Raw genomic sequence first — 20,295 nt, forward strand, 5'->3', positions numbered from 1 at the left:
GCCTTCGTCGCCGCACGCTAGCGTGTGCGGCGTGATCTCGCGCGCAACGCTCACCTCCTGGCTACAGCCGGCCTCACCCGAGCCGGCCGCCCCGGTGGCCACCGGCACCGAGCGCCGCGCCCTGTGGATCGAGATCACGATCGTCCTGCTCGTCACGTTCGGGACGAGCGGGTTGTCGGGACTGCTGTCGCTGACCGAATCGCTGCTGACGCCGGGCAACCTGGCCGACCAGGCCGTCGCCCTCAACGTCGCCCGCGCCGAGAACCAGATCATCGACGTCGCCCGGCAGCTGCTCGGCATCGTGAAACTCCTCTCGTGGGCCGCCCTGGGGCTGTATCTCCTGTGGCGGAGCGGTGTCCGCCCGCGCGACGTCGGGCTCGGCCGGTTCCGCTGGCGCCCCGACGCGACGCACGGTGTCGGGCTGGCCGCGCTCATCGGTCTGCCCGGGCTCGGCTTCTACCTGCTGGCCCGGGCGATCGGCGCCAACCTCACCGTCGTCCCCAGCACGATCGGGGACCACTGGTGGCGCCTGCCCGCTCTGATCCTGTGGGCGATCGCGAACTCCGGCGCGGAGGAAGTGCTTGTCGTCGCGTATCTGATCACCCGGCTGCGGCAACTCGGGTGGAGCGAAAATTCGTCACTGCTGGCGTCGGCGGTGCTGCGGGGGACGTACCACCTCTACCAGGGCTTCGGCGGCGGGCTGGGCAACGTCGCGATGGGTCTGGTGTTCGGCCGGTACTGGCAGAAGACCGGACGGTTGTGGCCTCTCGTGATCGCGCACGCCACCATCGATTCGGTCGCGTTCGTCGGCTACGCCGCGCTGCGAGGGCACGTCGGCTGGATTCCGTAATCCGGCCGGACCAGTAAAGTCGTGCGGGTGACCGGCGACGCCCCCTATCCTCCGCTGCCGCCCCGTCCGCCTCGGCGGACGCCGGGCGGGCAGCAGGTGCCGCCGCCCCAGAACCGCCGAATTCCGCCCCCTGACCAGCGAGTCCCTCCGCAGACGCGGCGAGTGCCGCCGCAGGGACCGCCGCAACAGGGGCCTCCTGCGCCCCGCCCGCGACACCCCGCACCCCGTCAGGGCCCCCCGCCGCCGCAGGAGGGCACCCAGGTGATCCGCCGCGACGGCCGTGGCGCCCCGCCGCCGCCCCAGCAGGCGTGGTCGCAGGCCCCGGAACCGCAGCTGTCCCGCTCGGCCCCGCCGCAGGGTCCGCGCGGCTACGCACCCACCCAGACGCCGCAGCCGTACCGCGACGCGCCACCACCACCGCCGCCGCAACGGGTGCCCGACCGGCGTCCCCCGCGCACGCCACCACCACCCCCTCCGCCGCCCGCACCGTCGCGGACCCCGGAGCCGCCGCAGCAGCGCAGGCCCCGGCGGCCACGGCACTGGGGGCGTCGCATCGGCATCCTGTTCCTGGTGCTGGTCCTGGCGCTCGCGGGCATGACGTATTACCTCGACAGTTCGCTGAACCGGATCGACGCACTGGCCGACTACCCCGGCCGGATCGGCGACACCCCCGGCACGAACTGGCTGCTGGTCGGTTCGGACAGCCGCACCGGGCTGACCCCCGAGCAGGAACAGCAGCTGTCGACCGGCGGCAACAGCGGTCCCGACCGCACCGACACCATCATCGTGGTGCACGTCCCCAGCGGCGGCGGCCCGGCGACGATGGTGAGCATTCCGCGCGACTCGTACGTGTCGATCCCCGGCTACGGCGAGGACAAGATCAACGCGTCGTTCGCGTTCGGTGGTCCGCAACTGCTGACCCAGACGGTCGAGGAGGCGTCCGGTCTGCACATCGACCACTACGCGGAAATCGGGTTCGGTGGTTTCGCCGGCATCGTCGACGCGATCGGCGGCGTCGAGATGTGCCTGGACACCGCCATCGACGACCCGCTCGCGGGGATCAACCTCGCGCCCGGCTGCCAGGAACTGGCGGGAGCGGAGGCGCTCGGCTTCGTCCGCAGCCGCGCGACCGCGCTCGCCGACATCGACCGGATGAACCATCAGCGGATGTTCATGGCGGCGTTGATGTCGAAGGCCACCAGTCCGGCGACGTGGCTCAACCCGTTCCGTGTCTGGCCGCTCGTCACCGACACCGCCGCATCGTTGCGCGTCGACGAGAGCGACCACATCTGGAATCTCGCCGCACTCGCCTGGGCGGTCAAGGGCGACATGGTCACGACGACCGTCCCGGTCGGCGGTTTCGAGGACGTCGACGGCTCCGGGAACGTGTTGCTCTGGGATCACGACCGGGCGTCGCAGTTCTTCGACGCGCTGGCCAACGACCGTCAGGTTCCGGCCGAACTTGTCACCACCGGTCCGTGACGCCCGGCCGTAAACTGACATCCATGACGCAACCGGCGGCGAAAGCACCCAGCGAGTTCCATGCCCTCCTGCAGCAGCAGATCCGCAACGAATTCACCGCATCCCAGCAGTACATCGCGGTGGCCGTCTATTTCGACTCGCACGCTCTCCCGCAACTGGCTCGCCGCTTCTATTCGCAGGCCGCCGAGGAGCGCGGCCACGCGATGATGATGATCCAGTACCTGATCGACAACAACCTCGAGGTGAAAGTCACCGGCATCGACGACGTGGTCACCGATTTCGACTCGGTGCGCGCCCCCGTCGCACTCGCGGTGGAGCGCGAACGCGCCGTCACGGAACAGATCACCAAGCTCGCCCGCACGGCCCGCGAGAGCGGCGACTACCTCGGCGAGCGGTTCATCCAGTGGTTCCTCGAGGAACAGGTCGAGGAGGTCTCGGACATGCACACGCTCCTGACGATCGTCGAGCGTGCCGGCGACAACCTGTTCGACATCGAGGATTTCATCGCCCGCGAGATGAGCGGCAACGCGCCGGTCCGGCCGGGTGCGCCGAAGAGAGCGGGCGGCGGCGTCTGACCTGACGGGTTAGCAGCGGGTGGGCGCCGGTTCGCCGCGGAATCGCGCGGCCACGTATTCGTAGGCGTCCGGAAAGCCCACCACTGCCGTCGTCATGTGCTCGGATATCTCGTACGGCACGAACGTGAGTCTGTCGCCGGCAGCGCAATAGCGGTGCGCGGTCTCCGCGATCGAATCGAACGGCGTCAGCCCGTCGAGGGTGCCGTGCCACAGGTAGAGGGGCGCGGTCGGGACACCCTCGAAGTACCGCAGACTGTTCTCGCGCAACACCTGGTGCGCACCCGAACTCGCCATGAGGCTGGTGGACGCGGCAAGCTGTCCGGCGCTGCGGAAGGCGCCGTGAAACAGCAGGAACCGGCGGCATTCGTTCGACATCCACTCGCGCAGCCACAGCCCGGTCTCGTTGAGCTGCGACGAGATCGGCAGCTGCTCCGGGTATTCGCGTTCCAGGCCGATCGCGGCGGCGAATGCGAGCCCGAACCCCGGATGCGGATTGAACCCCAGACCCAGGGCCATCTGCTCGAGGTCCGCGGGAATCCCACCCGCCACCACCGCGTCGAGTTTCAGCTCCGGCGCGTAGGTCGGGGCCAGTGCCGCCGCCCACGCGCTGGCCATGCCGCCCCCGGAATAGCCGGCCAGCGCCACCGGGCTGTGCGTCAACCCCAGTTCGGCCACCCGCTGCACCGCCCGCACGCTGTCGAGGGTGATCATGCCGCCGAGCTTCGCGGCGCCGTACGCGCCCGTCGGGCCGAGATGATCGGGCACCGACACGGCCCAGCCGCGCTGCAGACCCAGATACAGGCCCGGCGACTCCTGCAGTTCCAGATTGAACAACGAGTGCGACGGGGCGCATTTGGTGCCCAGCGAATTCACGATCGCCTGATACGACACGAGCGGAGGGTTCGCGACGCCGCGGGGAAGCAGCACGGTGGTGACGGCCAGGATCGGATGTCCCGCCGAGTTCGTCGACCGGAACGCGATCTGCCACCCGTCGGAGTTCGCATACATCCAGGTGTCGATCCGCCGCGTCCGCACGACGTCGCCGGGATTCAGGACACCGAGGTCGGCGGGGGCCGAATAGAAGGGGTCGGGGTCCGGCCAGGGATACAACGGGTCGGCCTGCGCGGGAACCGGAATCGTCACGCCCAGGAAAAGAGCACCGAGAATCAACGCTATCCACGCACTGGATCGTCTCAACAATTGCCTGCCCCTCCGGGCCGCGCCGTCAGAACGGTGTGAATTTTATACAGGGGCCGGCGCCCGGCGACGCGGATTGCGCCGTTCCGTCCCACCGTTCGTCGCCAGTTCACGTTAGGAAAATGAGATCAGAATGGTCCCGGAATTAGGTTGACTTTAGTTTGGGAACGCTTGCCAATATTAGGTCGAACTTGGATGACACGTGCTCTGACCAGCGATATTATCCATTTCATGACTTCGACCGACGCGCACAAGACGAAATTCCACGCTCTGCTTCACGACCAGATTCGCAACGAATTCAACGCGTCACACCAGTACATCGCGACTGCCGTCTATTTCGACAACTCCGACCTGCCGCAGCTGGCCAAGCACTTCTACAAGCAGGCCGTCGAAGAGCGCAACCACGCCATGATGATCGTCCAGTACTTCCTCGACCGCGACATCTCCGTGGACCTGTCGGGTGTCGACGCGGCGAAGGGCCAGTTCGAGAACGCACGCGAGCCGATCGCACTCGCTCTGACGCAGGAGAAGACGGTCACCGAGCAGATCGTGCAGCTGGCGAGCACCGCCCGCGAGGAGGGTGACTACCTCGGCGAGCAGTTCATGCAGTGGTTCCTCAAGGAGCAGGTCGAGGAGGTCGCGAGCATGACGACGCTGCTGACCATCGCCGACCGCGCGGGCAGCAACCTGTTCGACCTCGAGGAGTTCGTCGCGCGCGAGATGAGCGGCGTCGCAGACACGTCCGGCGCACCGCACGCAGCGGGCGGTTCCATCTAGGCGGCTCCGCCGCCCGTGAGTGGTTGACGAGTCTCTGCACTCCTCAACCACTCACGAGCCCGGAGGGCCTACCGCAGGGTGACCTGCCGGCCCCGCAGTCCGTCGCGGGCGCGTCGTTCCTCGGTGGTGAGGGGCGCGTCGACGGCCAGGGCCTCGGCCAGTCGCTGACCGAGTTCGACGGTGGCGGCGGCCCATTCGTTCGCATGCTTCTCGCGGTCCAGGTCGAACACCGGGACCAGCAGTCCGTCGGTCCGGAACGACCCGGCGTAGCGCGAACCCTCACCGAGGTGCAGGCCACCGGTCGCGTGCACGCGCGCCAGGGCCAGCATCAGATCGTCCTCGTTCTCGGGGCGCACCCAGCGGATGTGCGCCTTCTCGCCCGCGTCGACCCACCACGCGGCGACGACACCCTCGGCCTCGACGCGCGCGGACGGCATGATCGCCGCGTTCGCGTGCTGCACGGTGGTCGCGACCTCGGGGGCCGGCTCCACGCCTTCGGGGATCCACCAGTTGAAATCCTGGTGCACGGTGATGTCGAGCAGTGCGTCCGCGTCGATCACGTCGGCCAGTGCCGGGGTCTCGGATCCGGGGTTGGCGGAGGCCAGCGATTCGCCGCCGGCGGCGTCACGGACCCAGGCGACGGACGCGGCCAGGTCGGCGCCGAGGTCAGCGGAATGCGCCTGGACCTGCACACCGACGAACCCGGTGGCACTGTCCCCCTCGTCGCGGACCAGCGCCGCGACGGCGCCGGGCAGCACGGTCGCGAGCGTCACCGGACGGGACGAATCCTTGACGGGAAGCGGGGCGGTCGCCGACGGGACGAACTCGCGCAGCGCCACCAGATCGCATTCGGCGGCGAGGCCTTCGAACGGCCGGGTCACGGCCGCCGCGGCGCTCTCCCGTTCCGCCTGCCGCTGCGCGAGCTTCTCGGCGCGGCCACTGTCGGGCTTCGGACCACTGTTTCTCTTGCTCTTCTTTGCCACGAGGCCAAAACCTACACGCCGACGCCGGTCCGGTCAGGAGGCCAGCCACTTCTTGGTGCGACCGGGGTGGTTGGTGGCCACCCAGCTGACCCCGAGTTCGCGGCACAGTTCGACGTCGCTGCGGTTGTCGACGGTCCAGCAGTACGTGGCCCGTCCCGCGGCGGCGGCCTTGTCGACGATGTCCGGGTGTTCGTGCAGTGTTTTCACCGAGGGACCGACCGCGGTGGCGCCGACGGTGGTCGCGGCTCCCCCGCCGAGGTACCGGGCGGATTCGCCGAGCAGCACGGTCGGGAGCATCGGCGCCGACCGCCGGATCCGCCACACCGCTCCGGCGGAGAACGACATCACGACGGCGCGGGAGTGGTCGGCGGACGGGGGTGCGGCGATGCCGAAGCGTTGCAGTTCGGCGAGGACTTTGCTTTCGACGAGGCCGCCGAAGCGCACGGGGTGCTTGGTTTCGATGAAGAGTTTCACCGGGCGCGCCGTCCAGTCCAGGGTGAGTGCGATCAGCGCGCTCAGCTCGAGAAGTTCGGCGGGCTCCTCCTCGGTGCCGTAGTTGAACTCCGTCAGTTCGTCGAGCGTCATCTCGCTGACGACGCCGGTGCCGGTGGACGTCCGGTCGACGGTACGGTCGTGGACGCACACGAGGTGGCCGTCCCGGGTGAGCCGCACGTCGCACTCGAGTCCGTCCGCGCCTTCTTCCAGTGCCAGTTCGTAGGCGGCGAGCGTGTGTTCCGGCATGGCCGCGGATGCGCCTCGGTGGGCCACCACCAGGGGCCCGCGCCGGTCGGGGCTCACGACGCGACGGCTTCCCGGTCGGCGTCACCGGACGTCGTCTCAGTTTTCTCGGCCGACTTCCCGGCGGGCTTGTCCGCATCGGTCCGCGGCAGCGGATCGGTGGCGATCACCCAGCGGGTGACCGGTTCCTTCGCGCCCTTCAGCGTCCGGCCCTCGAGCCGCCGGAGCACCATCAGCGCGAGGAGCGCGGTCGCGGACGCGACCAGCGCCGTGAACGCGGCCAGCAGGACGCCGTCCGCCATGGCCTGCAGCCCCGGCCTGGACCGCCAGAACCAGTTGAAGACGACGAGCACGGCGCCGAAGACCCACAGACTCCACCAGGCGCGGACCAGCAGGACCGCGCGGGGGTCGCGGCGGATCACCTCGAGCAGGAACACACCGGGCATCACCAGGTTCAGGCCCGGCACCGCGCACCCGACGACGACGTCGGTGGGGGTGCGGGGGTCGGATTTCTTCGCCTGGGCGAACGTGCGGCGACGCATGCGTAGCAGCCAGCACACTCCGGCGATGCCCGACAGCAGCGCGAAGAGCATCCCGCCTGCCTGGCCGACGAACACGGCGAGGTCGGACACGGCGAGCACGGTGGGGTCGATCAGCCGGGTCCGGTTGCGGAGGAGGACGGCGTACCGGCCCAGTTCGGCGAGCACTCCGAATGCGTACAGGCCCGTGGTGATTGTGAGGAAGCGCGCGGCCTTGCCTGCGAGCAGTTCCGGCCAGTCGCGGCGGGTGGAGGGGGCGTCGACGTGATCGTGGAGTCCCCAGCGGGGGATCTCGGTGTAGTGCGGGGTGGGGCTCGGTGTCGACGGCTCGTCGGCGAGACCGCTGCGCTGCAGCGGAGGTCGCGCGATCCAGCGGAATCCCCGGCTTGCGGGCGGCTGGTTGTGGCCGGTCCGGACGGGGGCGAGCAGCACACCGTGGCAGCGGGGGCACCACTGCGCCGGGGCGCCGAGGACCGGCCACCGGGCCGCGCACCGCGCGCACACCTGAACGACGACGCTCATGCCCTCCGCACCCACTTCACATTGCCGATTCTGTCACGGCCCGCGAATGCGGGCAGCCCACGACCGAATCGTCCTTTTTGGGGAGAATGTGTGAGCTGCAGCACCGGAAATGCCGAGTTATCCACAGTTTCCACAGGTTCATACACAGTTATGGACAGTGTGAGTAGTGCTTATACACAGGTCAGAGCGCATGTGAATCCGGCGTTGTTGACAGCTTCGGGTGAACGGTCCACAGCGGTGGATGAACTTGACATCGCAGCTCGGTGAACAACCGGTTTCGGGTGACCGACGGCTCGGCCCGGAATTACCCCTCCAGTTCGGATCGCCCGCGAAGCGACCCGAGAACTCCGGACCGGCCGTCGTCTCCCCCACCTGTGCCGGGCGAAAATGTCCCGACACTTGATCTGACGCAGCCCGGCGCGGTTTGGTTCCACCCAATCTGTAATCTCGGAAACCGATGACGGAAGACGCCGGATCGCGGTGGCACCTCGGGCCCGCCCGTGTCCTCCGGGTGGCCGCCGCCCTGATCGTGGTGCAACTTCTCGTGCGGACGTGGGTGGCCGCGAACAGCGACTTCTACTGGGACGATCTGATCCTCGCCGGGCGCGGCGGCAGCCTCCCCCTCTTCTCCGGCGACCTCCTGCTCTACGACCACGACGGTCACCTCATGCCGGGGGCGTTCCTGGTGGCGGGTATCGCGACCCGGATCGCGCCGTATCAGTGGATCCTGCCGATGCTGACGATGGTCGCGCTGCAGGCGATGGCGTCGTACGCGGTGTTCCGGTTGCTTCGCAAAATCCTCGGGCCTCGGCCCGTGCTGCTGGTTCCGCTGGCGCTCTATCTGTTCTCTCCGCTGACCGTGCCGGCGTTCGCGTGGTGGGCGGCGGCACTCAACGCGCTGCCTCTGCAGATCGCGCTGGCGTGGGTGGCAGGCGACGCCCTCGAACTGTGCCGCACCGGACGGCGGCGGTACGCCGTGTCGGGCACGCTCGTGCTGATCGTGTCGCTGCTGTTCTTCGAGAAGTCCGTCGTCGTCCCGTTCGCCGCGTTCGCGACCGTCGCTCTGCTCGCGCACGTCGGCGAGACGGAGCGGCCGGTGCGGTCGACGCTGCGGCGGGGCGCGACCCTCTGGATCCCGTCGGCGGCGGTGCTCGCGGTGTGGGCCGCGTTCTACATCTCCACCGTCGCGTCGCAGTGGGAATGGGCGGGGACGTCGCGCGCATTGGAACTGCTCCACCACAGCACGTCGCTCGGACTGCTGCCCACGTTCGTGGGTGGGCCGTGGACGTGGGAACGGTGGATTCCGAGCCCCCCGTGGGCGTCCCCCTCGACGACGCTGGAGGTGGTCGGCTGGGTCGCCCTCGCCGCGGCGGTCGTCGCGACGGTCCGGCTGAAGCGCCGGATCGGCTGGGTGTGGGTGCTCACGGCCGCGTACTTCCTGCTGTCGGTGACGGCGATGGTCGTCACCCGGTGGGGCGCCGACACCACGTACGAGCTCGCGCAGACGCTGCGTTACTTCACCGACACCGCGGTGATCCTTGCGATCGCCGTCGCCGTGATCGCCCGCGCACCGCGTCAACGAGCCGAACCGGTCCGGTTGCGACCCCTGGTGGCGGCCGGTGCCGTGGTCGCGTTCGTCGCGAGCAGCCTGTGGTCGACGTACACGTTCACCCGCAGCTGGGAGGAGAACCCGACCACCGACTACCTCGCGACCGCGCGTGCGTCGCTCGCCGACCGGAACGACGCGCCAATTCTCCAGCAGCCCACGTCCATCTGGGTGCTGTTGCCGGTGGCGTACCCGAACAACCTGGTGAGCCGGGTGTTCGCTCCACTCCGCGACCGGCCCGCGTTCTCCGACAGCACCCCGGACCTCCGGATGATCGACGACGCCGGTTCGGTGGTCGACGCTCAGGTGACGTGGGTGCGCGCGATCGAGCCCGGCCCCGTCCCGGACTGCGGGCACCTGGTGGACCGACGCAGTTTCGACACGATTCCCCTCGACGGGCCGCTGACCGGCTGGGAGTGGACGGCGCAGCTCAACTACCTGGCCACGGCGGACGGTGAGATCGCCGTCGCGATGGAGGAGGGCAGCCCGGTGCGGGTGCCCGTGCGCCGCGGCCCGAATTCGGTGTTCGTGCGACTCACCGGTGGCGGTCAGGGCCTGCGCGTGAGCACCCTGACCCCGGACCTGTCCGTGTGCATCGGGGTGGGCCCGGTCGGGGTGGTCGTGCCGAAGTAGTTACCGCCCGTAGCGCGACCAGGCGACGCGGGTGTTCGCCGCACCGACGATCGCGGCGGCCACGTCGTCCCAGCTCGCGGCGGGCAGCCCGAGTTTCGCGAAGAGGGAGCGGCGCGGCCCGGTCATCTCGATCGTGGCGTCGGGGAACCGCTTCTCCACCACCTCGCGCAGGGTGCCGATCCCGTCGACGATGCCGAGTTCGACGGCACGGCGCCCCAGCCAGACGTCGCCGTCGAACAGTTCCGCCTCGGCCGCCTTCAGCTTGCCCCCGCGGCGGCCGACCACCCAGTCGCGGAACTCGTCGTGAATGCCTTCCTGGATCTGTTCGAGCCACTGCACGTCCTCGGACTTCTCCGCGAAGAACGGGTCGAGGCGGGCCTTCGCCTCGCCCGCCGAATGCAGCCGTCGTTCGATGCCCAGGCGGTCGATCAGTTCGGAGAACCCGAAGCCCGCGGAGATGACGCCGACGGAGCCGACCACCGACGTGGCGGTCGCGTAGATCTCGTCGGCCGCGCAGGCCAGCCAGTAGCCGCCGGACGCGACGACGTCCTCACAGAACGCGAGCACGGGCAGTTCGTGTTCGGTGGCGAGCTGACGGATGCGGGCGGCGATGTATTCGCTCTGCGTCGGAGACCCGCCGGGACTGTTGATCAGCAGCGCCACCGCCTTCGCGCCGTGCGTGGTGAACGCGCGCCGCAACGGTTCCTCGACGGATTCCGCGCTCAGCACCCGCCCGAAACCCGCTCCGCCGGACGCGATCATCCCCTGCAGCCGCACCACCGGGACCACCCCGGCGCCGGAACCGCCGAACGCGTCGGGCAGCTTGTCGGCCAGCGGTTTCGGCAGGTTCAGTGGGATCTTCGCCATGAAATCAGCGTACCGATCACGGATCGGGCAGAGTGGTTCACATGGAGTTGCGAATCTTTACCGAACCCCAGCAGGGTGCCACCTACGACGAACTTCTGGCGGTGGCGCAGGCCGCCGAACGTTTCGGGTACGGCGCGTTCTTCCGCTCGGATCACTACCTCGCGATGAACACCGAGGGCCTGCCCGGACCGACGGATGCGTGGATCACGCTGGCGGGCATCGCCCGCGAGACGTCGACGATCCGTCTCGGCACCCTCGTCACGTCCGCGACGTTCCGGTACCCGGGGCCGCTGGCGGTCTCGGTGGCGCAGGTGGATCAGATGAGCGGCGGTCGCGTCGACCTCGGCATCGGCGCCGGCTGGTACGAGGAGGAGCACCAGGCGTACGGCATCCCGTTCCCGCCGCTGAAGGAGCGGTTCGAGCGGCTCGAGGAGTCCCTCGCCGTGATCACCGGACTGTGGCGCACCCCGCTCGGGGAGACGTTCTCCTACGACGGGACGCACCTGACGGTCAAGAATTCGCCGGCACTCCCGAAGCCGCGGCAGCCGCAGGGTCCGCCCGTCCTGATCGGCGGCACCGGTAAGAAGAAGACCCCCGCGCTGGCCGCGAAGTACGCGAACGAGTTCAACGTCCCGTTCCAGTCGATCGACGAGACGCGGGACGTGTTCGACCGGGTCCGGATCGCATGCAAGACGATCGACCGCGACCCCGAGGAACTGGTGTATTCCAACGCGCTCGTCCTGTGCTGCGGGCGGACGGAGGAGGAGATCGCGAAGCGCGCCCTGAACATCGGACGCGAGGTCAGCGAACTGCGGGAGAACGGACTCGCCGGGTCGCCCGCCGAACTCGTCGACAAGATCGGCCGTTACGCGGAGGCCGGGTCGCAGCGGATCTACCTGCAGACCCTCGACCTCGGCGACCTCGACCACCTGGAACTGGTCGCCAGTGAGGTCGTCCCGCAGCTGAGCTAGGTGGAGGCGGAACCGCCCGTTCGAGACCGGCAGGTTCGTTCGGCGGGCTCAGCAACGTTCCGTTCCTTCCCCCGCGGTGGAATGCTCGAAGCACGTCCGGAACGACCGTGCGTCGACTCCACGAGGAGATGAACAGGTGCGATGAAGTACGTGATTACGTGGACGGTGCGTGAGGGCGGTTCCGCCGCCGAGAACGAGGAGGCCGCGCGGCGGAGCCTCGAAGTGTTCGCGAGATGGACGCCGGCCGAGGGGGCAGACTTCCATCATTTCCTCGGCCGCCTGGACGGCAACGGGGGATTCGCCTTCGTCGAGGCGGACGATCCGAACGACATCCTGGACGGTCCGACGAAGTTCGGGCCCTTCTTCGAGTTCCACGTCTACCCGGTCGCCGACATCGCCGTCACCACGCAGGCCGCGCAGCACGCGGTCGAGTTCCGGGGCGCGATCAGCTGATCCCGGGCTCGGTGCTCAGTGCCGGGTCGTCGAATCCTGATCCCGGCTCAGTGCCGGGTCGTCGAATCCTGATCCCGGCTCAGTGCCGGGTCGTCGAATCCAGGAACTGGCGGAGGTCGCGGTCCCACTGCGCGTCGCGGGAGCGGTTCAGGGAGGCGCGGCAGATGAGGAAGCCGGACAGCGCGATCATCATCACCGCGAACCAGGTGAACAGTCCGGCGATCACGCCGGCCACGCGGGCGGCGGACGACGACATCGGTTCGGTGGTGAGGTTGCCGTCGGCGTTGACCCAGATGTCTTGCCTGGTTCCCGAGGGGGTGGCGGGGTCGACGGTGATGTCGGCGTGCCGGGTTTCGTTACCCCAGGTCCACTTGGCGGGGGCGGTGTCGACGCCCGACGGTGCGACGTCGGAGGTGACGGACACGCCGGTGGAGTCGGCGAGCGTGGTGGCGGTGACGGTGCGGTAGTCCGCGACCTGCTTCTCCGCCAACGTCAGCTGGCTGTCGATGGTCCGGGCGCCCACGAGGATGGCGAGGGGCAGCATCGCGAAGGCGAGCACCACGACGGCGAGGGTGAGCATGTTCTCGATCCGGTCCGAGCGCCGGATTAGCGGGTTGTGCCGCTGACGAGCCGACCGCTTACGCAGCCCTCGTGCTTGAGAGTTGTTCCACATTCCGGATCCGGTCCTCTCGCCGACAATTCCCTACAATCCAGAGTCGTACGCAAGGCAAACAAGATCAAGTCGATTCGGTGTGTTATTGGGCACTGTGCCGTAATACACTCATCTGCTCCCCGCCATCTCACGATGCTCCTTCGGGCTCATTCCGCGCACGCGTTTGAACGCCGCACTCAGCGCGAATGCACTTCCGTACCCCACCCGCTGCGCCACCGACGCGACCGTCGCGTCGGGTTCGCGGAGCAGATCCGCGGCGAGGGACAGCCGCCAGCCTGCGAGGAAGGTCATGGGCGGTTCACCGACGAGTTCCGTGAACCGACGCGCCAGGGCTGCCCGCGACAGTCCGGTTTCCGCGGCGAGCGACTCCACCGTCCACTGGTGTGAGGGATTGTTCTGCAGGATGCGCATCGCCTTGCCGACCACCGGGTCGCCCTGCGCCCGCACCCAGGACGGCGTATCGGCCGCCGGCCTCGCGAACCAGGCGCGCAGCACGGCGATCAGCAGCAGATCGAGGAGTCGGTCGAGGACCGCTTCCTGCCCGGGTTCGTCGCGCACCACTTCGTCGTGCATGAGGGTGACGAGCCGGGAGTCCCAGTCGGCGCGGCGCTGCACGACGAGTTCGGGGAGCGCGGACAGGAGTCGCCGGCTGATCTCGCCGGGGGTCTGGTACGTGCCGGTCAACATGACGGTGCGGCCGTTCGCGCTGTTGCCCCAGGTGCGCACGCCGAGGTCCATCGCCTCGGCGAGCGGTTCACCGCGGAGCGTCGTGCAACTCTGGTCGGGGTTGATGATCACGTGCGGCGGGGTGTCCGGGTGGTCGGCGACGACGTACCGCTCGGGTCCGCGGATGATCGCGACGTCGCCTTCGGTGAGCTGCACCGGTTCGCCGGTGTGCGGGAGGATCCAGGCTTCGCCGCGGCCCATCGCGACGAGGCTGAGCGGCGCGTGGTCGTCGATCTGCAGCGACCACGGCGGTTCCATGATCGACCGGAGCACGAACGCTCCGGCGGCGCGGGGACCACTGATGAGACCGGCGAGGGGATCCACACCTCAACCGTAGACGCTCGCGTATGGAGCAGCGATTTTCAACCATGGAAAGTCTCGCTGCCGCCGTCTTGACTGAACACATGACAACGGCTCCGCAACAAGCGCCCCGCGACTTCACCGACTACGTCCGCGCCGCGGCAGCGGCCGGGGTCTGGAGGGTTTGATCATGGAGCGTTACCTGACGATCGTCACGGCGGTCGGTGCCGGTGTGGTGGGCGGCGTGATGTTCGCGTTCTCCACGTTCATCATGACCGGGCTCGGACGCCTGGACCCGGCTCAGGGCATCGCAGCGATGCAGGCGATCAACCGAGAGGCGCCGAACTTCTGGTTCATGACGGCGCTGTTCGGCACCGCGCTGACGTCGATCGCGCTCGCGATCGTCAGCGTGGTGCGGCACGACGGTTCGGGCGTGTACGCGGTGATCGCGTGCGCGCTGTATCTCGTGGGGATCGTGCTGACCATCGTCTACCACGTGCCGCACAACAACGCGCTCGACGCGATCGATCCCACTGCGGCGGGCTCGGCGGACTACTGGCGCGACTACGTGTCGGGCTGGACCGGGTGGAACCACGTGCGCACCGTCAGCGCCATCGCGGCGTCCGCCGTGCTCACGTGGTCCGCGACCCGCGGTCGATAGTCCGGGATCTACGAGGGCGGCAGGATGTCGGTCTGCGCCGGGACCTCGTCCTGCTTCAACAGGCCGACGGGGCAGCTGACGCCGGTGGCGTGCACGGGGCAGTATCCGCCGGGGTTCTTCGCGAGGTACTGCTGGTGGTAGTCCTCGGCGTAGTAGAACTGCGTGAGTGGGGCGATCTCCGTGGTGATCGCGCCGTACCCGGCCTCGACGAGCCGCTTCTCGAACGCCTCACCGGTGGCCTCGGCGATCTCCACCTGCTGCTCGTCGATGGTGTAGATGGCCGAACGGTACTGCGTTCCCTGGTCGTTGCCCTGCCGCATGCCCTGCGTGGGATCGTGGTTCTCCCAGAACTCCTTGAGGATCTCGGCGTACGAGATCACCTTCGGATCGAAGACCACGAGCACCACCTCGGTGTGCCCGGTGCGTCCCGAGCAGGTCTCCTCGTAGCTGGGGTTCGGCGTGTAGCCGCCTGCGTACCCCACCGCGGTGGTGTAGACGCCGTCGAGTTGCCAGAACTCCTTCTCGGCGCCCCAGAAACATCCCATGCCCAGCACCGCGGTCTGCATGCCCTCGGGGAACGGGGGTTTCAGGGGGTGACCGTTGACGTAGTGCGTCGCCGGAACCGGGATCGCCTGACTCCGTCCGGGGAGTGCGTCCTCGGCGGTGACCATCACGGACTTAGCGGCTGCTCGACCCAGAAGCTCGTCGTACCAAGACATGGTTCGATGCTACGCGCGGTGCCGGAGTGGTCTCCCGGGCGAGCGCCGACTGCATGCGCATCCGCTCGGCGCGGGCGGTGACCCAGCCCGTCGCGGGCACCTCCACCCACCGGTAGAGCGCCTCCGACACCAGCGCCGTCACCACCAGAAACGTGACCACGGCCCCGGTCTCGCCGAACGAGCCCACCGTGTGCTCGTACACGCGGTAGAGGATCAGCGTGTGGACCAGGTAGATCGCGTAACTGCGCGTCGCGGTCCACCGCACGACGGCCCAGTGCGCGGCGGGCCCGTCGTACCGGCCCACCAGCACGACGCACGCGGTGACGACGGCGAACGTCCAGAGGTAGTGATCGCCCGCCCAGTACACCCGGAAGTCGGTGGCGAGGCGGATCACCTCGACCTGGGCCAGCCCGGCGACGACGATCCACCGGCAGTCCGCGAGTCGTGCCCAGCCGAGGTAGATGATCTGCCCGAGGAACACGGCGGGCAGCGTCGCGGCGATCTTCGACAGCATCGGGACCGTGTACGGCTGCGGCGCGTACAGGTTGTAGAGCAGGATCAGGGCGCAGATCGAGGCGCCGGCCATCGGCATCGCGATGGGCAGGGTGCGCAGCACGGGTCGCGCGGCGACGCAGGCGAAGTAGAACAGGATCTGCACGGCGAGGGTCCACGTGACCCCGAGCACCGCGACCTCCGGTTTGAGGAAGAACCCGCCGAGGACGAAACTCAGCGCGGCGTCGATGTTCGACACACCCTCCTGGCCGCTGAACATGCCGTTGATGCCGAGGCGGACCAGGACGATCGCAGCGAGGACGGCCACCCAGAATGCGGGAAGGATGCGGCCGAGCCGATTGAACAGAAAGTGCCCGGGTTCGTGGCGAATGGCCGAACGGGTGATCAACAAACCGGTCAGCATCATGAAGACGGCGACCCCGAGAAACGACAGATGCTGGTTGAGTCCGCCCCGCTCGACGAAGATCTGATAGACGACGTCGATGAACCACCATCCGGTTCCGAGGTCGTCGATCAGATAGAACGAGATGTGCGAGTAAATCACGGCCAGAACTGCGAAAAAGCGGAGCAGATTCGCGCCCGTGAGTTCCACACGCGGCGCGGCCGCATGCGAATCTGCAACGGGTATCAGCGAAGGCATCGCGTCAGCTTAAGGTTCCGTTCACCGCTCGGACGAATTCTCACGACATTCAGTGTCGCCGCGCCAGCCTTTTTTCGGGTGCCCGAACTTTCCGTTCCGGGAATCGCTCCGTGACCCCAACTGTTGCGCAGGGTGTACCAATGAGATTGGGTATATACCCGAGAACGATTCGCCAAAGGCGGGTGTCAGACGCGTGTCCACGTGTCGTCGACACCCGGAACACACCAGGGCTCACAGCCCGTTGATGAAGGGACCCTCGTGTCTGTTTACACGCTGCCGGAACTCCCGTACGACTATGCAGCTCTCGAGCCGCACATCTCCGGCAAGATCATGGAACTGCACCACGACAAGCATCACGCCGCGTACGTGACCGGTGCCAACACGGCGCTCGACAAGCTGGCCGAGCTCCGCGAGTCGGACACCCTGCCCGCCGTGGTCAACCTGCACGAGAAGAACCTCGCCTTCCACTTGGGCGGCCACACGAACCACACCGTCTTCTGGAACAACCTCTCCCCGGACGGCGGCGACAAGCCGACCGGTGAGCTCGCGGCCGCGATCGACGACCAGTTCGGCGGCTTCGACGCGTTCCGCAACCACTTCTCGGCCAACGCCAACGCCATCCAGGGCTCCGGCTGGTCCATCCTGGCCTGGGATTCCATCGGCCAGCGCCTGCTCATCGTCCAGCTGTACGACCAGCAGGGCAACATCCCGATCGGCCTCACGCCGCTGCTGCTCCTCGACATGTGGGAGCACGCCTTCTACCTCGACTACCAGAACGTCAAGGGCGACTACGTCAAGGCATTCTGGAACATCGTGAACTGGGCGGACGTCGCCGCTCGCTTCGAGAAGGCACGCACCCAGACCGCGGGCCTGATCGTCTAGTTCTCGCTTTTTCTCGGCCACGGGCGCCCGGAACACCATCGAGTGTTCCGGGCGCCCGTGCTCGTTTCGGGCGCGAAATCCCGTCCGAGCAGGCCGAGCGTCCAATAGGCTTCTCGAGTGACCGAGTCCAGCACCCCCGCCAGGGACGACGCCGTCGTCCACGCCTTCCGCGACGACGCGCTCGGCGACCTCGACGCCACCGGTCTCGCGGCCCGGATCGCCGCCGGGGAGGTGTCTGTCCGTGAGGTGACGGAGGCGGCGATCGCGCGCGCCGAGTCGGTCGGGCCGGCCCTGAACGCTCTGGCGTTCGCCGACTTCGATCGTGCGCTGACCGAAGCGGACCGCCCGCACGAGGGCGTCTTCGCGGGAGTTCCGACCGTCGTCAAGGACAACGTGGACGTCGCCGGAGTGCCCACCCAGCACGGCAGCGTCGCGTTCGCCGCGAAACCCGCCCTGGTGGACAGCGACTTCGTCACGCAGTACCTGTCCACCGGTGTGCTCTCGCTGGGCAAGAGCAGGCTGCCCGAGTTCGGGTTCAGTGCGTCCACCGAATTCATGGACGCCGAGGCCGTGCACAATCCGTGGAATCCCGCGTTCTCGCCGGGTGCGTCCTCGGGAGGTTCGGCGGCCCTCGTCGCCTCCGGTGTGGTGCCGATCGCACACGCCAACGACGGCGGCGGATCCATCCGCATCCCCGCCGCCGCCTGTGGGCTCGTCGGCCTGAAGCCGTCCCGCGGGCGGACGATCCCCGACGCCATGGACAAGACGCTGCCGATCCGGATCATCGCGCAAGGCGCTGTCACCCGCTCGGTGCGCGACACCGCACGGTGGATGGCGGCCGCCGAACGCTACTACCGCAATCCCACGCTGCCGCCCATCCGGTTGGTGGAGGGGCCGAGCAGCACCCGCCTGAAGGTCGGGGTGGTGGTCGATTCGGTCACCGTCTCCCGCACGGACGACGAGACCCGCAAATCGGTCCACGCGACCGCCGATCTGCTCGCGGACCTCGGCCACCACGTCGAGGAGTGCCCGATGCCGGTGGGCACGTCGTTCGTCGAGGACTTCTGCATCTACTGGGGGTTCCTGTCGTTCGTCATCTCCAGCAACGGCAAGCGGATGCTCGGACCGGACTTCGACCGCGACGCCACCGACAACCTGACGCGCGGACTCGCCGCGATGTACCGCAAGAACATCGCGAAGACGCCACGGGTGCTGTACCGGTTGCGGCGCACGTACCGCGAGTACGCGCAGATCTTCCAGAAGTACGACGTGATCCTGTCCCCGACCCTGGCCCACACCACGCCGGAGCTCGGATACCTCTCGCCGACGCAGAGTTTCGAGGAGCTGTTCGACAAGCTGATCGCCTACACGGCGTTCACGCCGTTGAACAATGCGTCGGGCGGGCCCGCCATCTCGCTGCCGATGCACGAGACGTCCCGCGGTCTGCCGCTGGCCTCGCACTTCTCGGCCGACCACGGCGACGAGCGGACCCTGCTCGAGTTGGCGTTCGAACTCGAGCAGGCCGCTCCGTGGCGTCGGATCCAGGACGCCGGCTGACGGTCAGGCCCTGCGCCGCAGACCCATCCACACGACGGCGCCGGCGAGCAGCACGGTGGTGATCCCGAAGGCGACGGCGAGGTGCTCGGCCGTGAGGATCGGCGCCGGTGCGGACAGGATGCGCGTCACCGCGACCGGTTCGGCGAGCACCGTCGCCAACTGATTCTGCTGGGCCGCCGTCCTCACCGGCATCGCCGCGACCCCGTTGTTGAGGTCCGTGGACAGCTGCCCCGACAGCGTCTTCAGCTTCGCGAACCCGTCGACGATCTGTGAGGTGGCGCCTTCGAGCATCGCAGGCGCCTGATCGGCGATCGGGACGATGCCATCGTTCAGTTGCCGTGCCCCGCTGCTCAGCTGATCGCTGGCGTCGGTGAGTTGCCCCATCGCCACCCGCACGAGTTCGCCGAGGTCGGTGTCGGGGCCGACCTGCCCGCCGAGCAGACCGGGCACCGAACCCAGCTGGGAGGAGAGCTGGTCGAGGTCGGCACCGACCTGCCGGAGCGACGGGACCACATCCGGTGCAACGGGAGTGCCGTCGAGGACGCGGATCGCGTCGTCGATCCTGGTGCGCATCTGGGTGGCGCTGTCGTTCGCCTCGCCCAGGGTCAGCCCGAGCGCGCTCAACCGGTCCGCGAGATTATTGGCCGTTCCCGATGTCTCGCCGACCACGCCCGCCACCTGATCCGCCACACCCAGCAGTTGCACCGAGCCGGCCCGGGCCGTCTCGAGATACGGGAGCAGGGTGTCGGCGCCCTCGGTGAGTTGTTGCGCCGCATCGTCCGCCGCGGCGGTCCCGGCCGCGAGGAACCCGGCCGTCATTCCCGCCTGCTGGAACCGCGTCCGCGACGAGGACATGTCCGCCAGCAGATCCGTGATGCCGTCCGCGCCGATCTGGGAGGACACCACCCCGGACAGTTCCTCGGACGCGGCGGAGTCGGAACCCGCGACGTCGACGTCGAGGGTCGCCTGCCGCGGCTTCGCACCCCACACCGAGGAGACGGCCTCGCTGAAGTCCTCGGGCACGGTCACCGTGGCGAACCAGTCGCCGCCCGCCGCCCCGCCCGCGTCGACCACCTGCCAGTCGAAGGCCTCGTTCGCCTCGAGCTTCTCGATCAGGGTGTCGCTCGCCCGCACCGGTTTTCCGTCCACGGTCGCGCCGGCGTCGGTGTTGACGATCGCCACGGTCCGGCTGTCGGCCGCACCGTCGCCGAGAAACACGTATCCGAGCCCGCCTGCCGATGCCAGGACCAGACCGGCCATGGCGGCCGCGGCGACCCGCCGCGGTGTGAGGACCTTTCGCGTCGACTCGGTTTTGGCGTGATTCGCGGAATTCCGTGTGCGCTCAGAGGTCATTCCGGTGAGGATAGGCGGCTTTCGTAGCGGCAGATTGTGACGAGTCTGAGGATTCTCTGAGACATCTTTTCCCGGGCG

20 protein-coding genes are annotated in these 20,295 nt (G+C 68.4%); 10 read left to right on the plus strand and 10 right to left on the minus strand.

Annotated features, from left to right (window positions below; translation table 11 throughout):
- The first annotated feature begins 31 nt into the window (after nt 1–31).
- The 3 genes from JWS13_RS22880 to JWS13_RS22890 all read left to right on the plus strand — a co-directional run bounded on the left by JWS13_RS22880 (nt 32) and on the right by JWS13_RS22890 (nt 2,907).
- Complete coding sequence (locus JWS13_RS22880) at nt 32–850, plus strand: CPBP family intramembrane glutamic endopeptidase (RefSeq protein ID WP_206007587.1); 819 nt, start codon at nt 32–34, stop codon at nt 848–850.
- Nucleotides 851–1,111: 261 nt separating this feature from the next.
- Nucleotides 1,112–2,332, plus strand: a complete 1,221-nt coding sequence (locus JWS13_RS22885) for an LCP family protein (protein ID WP_241032267.1) — start codon at nt 1,112–1,114, stop codon at nt 2,330–2,332.
- A gap of 23 nt (nt 2,333–2,355) precedes the next feature.
- Nucleotides 2,356–2,907 carry a ferritin gene (locus JWS13_RS22890; RefSeq protein ID WP_192581772.1) on the plus strand — a complete coding sequence of 184 codons (552 nt, stop codon included), beginning with the start codon at nt 2,356–2,358 and terminating at the stop codon, nt 2,905–2,907.
- Between the two features lie 9 nt (nt 2,908–2,916).
- Here the strand turns inward: JWS13_RS22890 and JWS13_RS22895 are convergent, their stop codons facing one another.
- Nucleotides 2,917–4,107 (minus strand): lipase family protein, encoded by a 1,191-nt coding sequence (locus JWS13_RS22895; protein ID WP_206007588.1) that lies wholly within the window; start codon nt 4,105–4,107, stop codon nt 2,917–2,919.
- A 228-nt stretch (nt 4,108–4,335) separates the two neighbouring features.
- Between JWS13_RS22895 and JWS13_RS22900 the strand changes: the two genes are divergently transcribed.
- Nucleotides 4,336–4,881, plus strand: a complete 546-nt coding sequence (locus JWS13_RS22900; RefSeq protein WP_206007589.1) for a ferritin — start codon at nt 4,336–4,338, stop codon at nt 4,879–4,881.
- A gap of 68 nt (nt 4,882–4,949) precedes the next feature.
- Here the strand turns inward: JWS13_RS22900 and JWS13_RS22905 are convergent, their stop codons facing one another.
- From JWS13_RS22905 to JWS13_RS22915, 3 genes are read right to left on the minus strand one after another with little or no spacing between them, the layout of a single operon-like run.
- Nucleotides 4,950–5,864 carry a DUF5926 family protein gene (locus JWS13_RS22905; RefSeq protein ID WP_206007590.1) on the minus strand — a complete coding sequence of 305 codons (915 nt, stop codon included), beginning with the start codon at nt 5,862–5,864 and terminating at the stop codon, nt 4,950–4,952.
- Between the two features lie 33 nt (nt 5,865–5,897).
- The gene (locus JWS13_RS22910) at nt 5,898–6,662 is read right to left on the minus strand and encodes a glycerophosphodiester phosphodiesterase (RefSeq protein ID WP_206007591.1); all 765 of its coding nucleotides are present in this window, start codon (nt 6,660–6,662) and stop codon (nt 5,898–5,900) included.
- Nucleotides 6,659–7,663 carry a DUF4328 domain-containing protein gene (locus tag JWS13_RS22915; protein ID WP_206007592.1) on the minus strand — a complete coding sequence of 335 codons (1,005 nt, stop codon included), beginning with the start codon at nt 7,661–7,663 and terminating at the stop codon, nt 6,659–6,661. Before JWS13_RS22915 ends, JWS13_RS22910 begins: the two co-directional genes overlap by 4 nt.
- Nucleotides 7,664–8,120: 457 nt before the next feature.
- Here JWS13_RS22915 and JWS13_RS22920 point away from each other — a divergent pair, with 457 nt between their 5' ends.
- A complete protein-coding gene (locus tag JWS13_RS22920; protein ID WP_206007593.1) occupies nt 8,121–9,902 on the plus strand; it encodes a hypothetical protein in 1,782 nt (593 codons plus the stop codon).
- Here the strand turns inward: JWS13_RS22920 and JWS13_RS22925 are convergent, their stop codons facing one another.
- On the minus strand, nt 9,903–10,769 hold the full coding sequence (locus JWS13_RS22925) for a S49 family peptidase (protein ID WP_206007594.1): 867 nt from the start codon (nt 10,767–10,769) through the stop codon (nt 9,903–9,905). It lies immediately after the preceding gene.
- 41 nt (nt 10,770–10,810) lie between these two features.
- Here JWS13_RS22925 and JWS13_RS22930 point away from each other — a divergent pair, with 41 nt between their 5' ends.
- Together JWS13_RS22930 and JWS13_RS22935 are read left to right on the plus strand one after the other, a co-directional pair.
- Nucleotides 10,811–11,740 (plus strand): LLM class F420-dependent oxidoreductase, encoded by a 930-nt coding sequence (locus JWS13_RS22930; protein WP_206007595.1) that lies wholly within the window; start codon nt 10,811–10,813, stop codon nt 11,738–11,740.
- Nucleotides 11,741–11,881: 141 nt separating this feature from the next.
- A complete protein-coding gene (locus JWS13_RS22935; protein WP_206007596.1) occupies nt 11,882–12,193 on the plus strand; it encodes a DUF3303 domain-containing protein in 312 nt (103 codons plus the stop codon).
- A gap of 79 nt (nt 12,194–12,272) precedes the next feature.
- On the opposite strand, the gene JWS13_RS22940 is transcribed toward JWS13_RS22935, so the two are convergent.
- Nucleotides 12,273–12,866 carry an Rv1733c family protein gene (locus JWS13_RS22940; protein ID WP_206007597.1) on the minus strand — a complete coding sequence of 198 codons (594 nt, stop codon included), beginning with the start codon at nt 12,864–12,866 and terminating at the stop codon, nt 12,273–12,275.
- Nucleotides 12,867–12,974: 108 nt separating this feature from the next.
- Nucleotides 12,975–13,916, minus strand: a complete 942-nt coding sequence (locus tag JWS13_RS22945) for an AraC family transcriptional regulator (protein ID WP_206007598.1) — start codon at nt 13,914–13,916, stop codon at nt 12,975–12,977.
- A gap of 166 nt (nt 13,917–14,082) precedes the next feature.
- On the opposite strand from JWS13_RS22945, the gene JWS13_RS22950 reads away from it, so the two are divergent.
- Nucleotides 14,083–14,553 carry an anthrone oxygenase family protein gene (locus JWS13_RS22950; RefSeq protein WP_206007599.1) on the plus strand — a complete coding sequence of 157 codons (471 nt, stop codon included), beginning with the start codon at nt 14,083–14,085 and terminating at the stop codon, nt 14,551–14,553.
- Nucleotides 14,554–14,561: 8 nt separating this feature from the next.
- Here JWS13_RS22950 and msrA read toward each other — a convergent pair whose 3' ends face one another.
- On the minus strand, nt 14,562–15,272 hold the full coding sequence (gene msrA, locus JWS13_RS22955; RefSeq protein WP_206007600.1) for a peptide-methionine (S)-S-oxide reductase MsrA: 711 nt from the start codon (nt 15,270–15,272) through the stop codon (nt 14,562–14,564).
- A complete protein-coding gene (locus tag JWS13_RS22960; protein ID WP_206007601.1) occupies nt 15,232–16,425 on the minus strand; it encodes an acyltransferase family protein in 1,194 nt (397 codons plus the stop codon). The genes msrA and JWS13_RS22960 overlap by 41 nt, the downstream gene beginning before the upstream one ends.
- 258 nt (nt 16,426–16,683) lie before the next feature.
- On the opposite strand from JWS13_RS22960, the gene JWS13_RS22965 reads away from it, so the two are divergent.
- Both JWS13_RS22965 and JWS13_RS22970 read left to right on the plus strand, forming a co-directional pair.
- Entirely contained in the window at nt 16,684–17,307 is a 624-nt protein-coding gene (locus JWS13_RS22965) for a superoxide dismutase (protein ID WP_012691075.1), read from the plus strand.
- Between the two features lie 117 nt (nt 17,308–17,424).
- A complete protein-coding gene (locus JWS13_RS22970) occupies nt 17,425–18,864 on the plus strand; it encodes an amidase (protein ID WP_206007602.1) in 1,440 nt (479 codons plus the stop codon).
- A gap of 3 nt (nt 18,865–18,867) precedes the next feature.
- On the opposite strand, the gene JWS13_RS22975 is transcribed toward JWS13_RS22970, so the two are convergent.
- Nucleotides 18,868–20,217 carry a YhgE/Pip domain-containing protein gene (locus JWS13_RS22975; protein ID WP_206007603.1) on the minus strand — a complete coding sequence of 450 codons (1,350 nt, stop codon included), beginning with the start codon at nt 20,215–20,217 and terminating at the stop codon, nt 18,868–18,870.
- Nucleotides 20,218–20,295: the final 78 nt, after the last annotated feature.

Source organism: Rhodococcus pseudokoreensis (assembly GCF_017068395.1).
In the GTDB taxonomy this organism is placed as follows: Bacteria; Actinomycetota; Actinomycetes; order Mycobacteriales; family Mycobacteriaceae; genus Rhodococcus_F; species Rhodococcus_F pseudokoreensis.